2 protein-coding genes are annotated in these 1,497 nt (G+C 62.8%); one reads left to right on the top strand and one right to left on the bottom strand.

Annotation, left to right across the window (positions count from 1 at the left end):
• A partial coding sequence (locus AC1D2K_RS34550; RefSeq protein ID WP_478094930.1) for a transposase occupies positions 1-621 on the bottom strand: 621 nt, incomplete at its 3' end.
• 190 nt (positions 622-811) lie between these two features.
• Between AC1D2K_RS34550 and AC1D2K_RS34545 the strand changes: the two genes are divergently transcribed.
• Positions 812-1,132, top strand: a complete 321-nt coding sequence (locus AC1D2K_RS34545; protein ID WP_478094928.1) for a hypothetical protein — start codon at positions 812-814, stop codon at positions 1,130-1,132.
• Positions 1,133-1,497: the final 365 nt, after the last annotated feature.

Genomic DNA, 1,497 nt, shown 5'->3' with positions numbered 1-1,497 from the left:
CAGCAAGGGCGGTACCTGCTCGCCATGGCGCGCCCACCAGGCGGGCCAGTCGCGCCCGCCGACGACGACGTGCGCGCGCAGGTTGTGCAGCACCAGCAGCGAGCCGATGCGATTCATGTGTGAGGTGCGCTCCTGCGTCAGCCGTGCGAGCTCTCTGTGCTCGCGGCGCGCGTCTTCGTCCTCGGGCGTGGGCTCATGCACTACCGACCACACACGCTCGCCGCGATGATGGCGCAGCAGCATCGCCAACAGCTTGTCGCCATCGATCCGGTCGCTCTTGGCCCGCCTGGCATGTCGGTTCACCTCGATGCTCGAGGAGTCGACCACGATGTTGTCGACACTTTGCTCGATCAGCCAGCGGTGCAGCCACCAGCCGTCGCGGCCGGCTTCGTAGCAGGTATGCACTTTGGCCTGCATGTCGAGCTTGCAGCGCTCCCGGGCCTTGCCGATGCAGTGTGTAACCGCAGCCGTGTCGCCGGCGTCCACGGTGTACCGGCTCGGGCCGCGGTGACCATCGTTCGCTGTCAGCTTCCAGGCCTTGTCGCCGAGCTCGAAGCTCATGTACAGCTCGCCCTGGATCGCCGTATCCTCATGCTGTGAGACTGCCTGGGTTGTCGACATTTCCATCTCCTCTGCCAAGAAGTTAAGGAAAKTTTTAGCTAAACGGGTTTCGCTCGGGTAGTCCCACATAGCATCTTCGGAGCGGTTCGAGCGTCCGCAGTGGGCCCGACGGCGGCGTCGCGCATGTGGCAGGATGCGGCCAACACCAGACCTTCACCGAGCACCCCCAGTTCCATCCAGAAGTCCAAGTATGAGCAGCATCGGTGTCATCGTCCGTGCATCACAGGAAGTTGAAGAGCTCGACGCAAACTGGCTGCCGCAACCGCTGGGCAGCCGGCCTCATGTCCACGCTGTCATCTACGAACTGACGCGCGTCACGACGAGGTCACAGCGGTTCGACCTGCGTCCGCAAGGTATTGCCTTGGAGCTTGAAGTCGGAGATGACGAGCCGCCGATGTCCGTCGCTGCATCGGGCGTGTTCGACGAAGCGGCTGTTGCGATGTTGAAGAAGCTATGTGCAGCTCTCGGCGCCCGGTTCTACGACAGCGAAGAAGGTCGATTCATAATTTGAGCGACCGCCGCTCGCGGCCAGGAGCCGACGTCCGAGACGCCCGTCCAGTCGGCGCCAAAGCGGCCTTTCAGAGGTGTAGTTCCTGCCTTGCTTTCCCGACCGCGTCGGTCTTGAGTTGCGGGTGACCCGGGCCGCATGGAGCGCAACATCATTGCAGCACTTCATGGTCCCCGGATTGCAGCCTCTACGGAGCGTGGGTCACGCGAGGCTAAGCTGAAAATGCCTGACCAAGGGATCTGGACGAATTTGAGGATCGATGAGCCTGCGCCATTCGGCGTACGCAGGTGATCCACGGAAGCGGACCGTATGGTCCTCAAGGGAATCCCACCGGATCCTCAGCAGCGCGCGGCCGGGTTCTTCAAGAC

The sequence above is a fragment of the Variovorax sp. P1_H12_2 genome (assembly GCF_056405335.1).
This window is presented reverse-complemented; position numbering and strand designations above follow the sequence as displayed.

Bases quoted from the DNA above. Each gene is read 5' to 3' on its own strand.
- AC1D2K_RS34545 (WP_478094928.1), top strand. From the start codon at position 812: ATGAGCAGCATCGGTGTCATCGTCCGTGCATCACAGGAAGTTGAAGAG.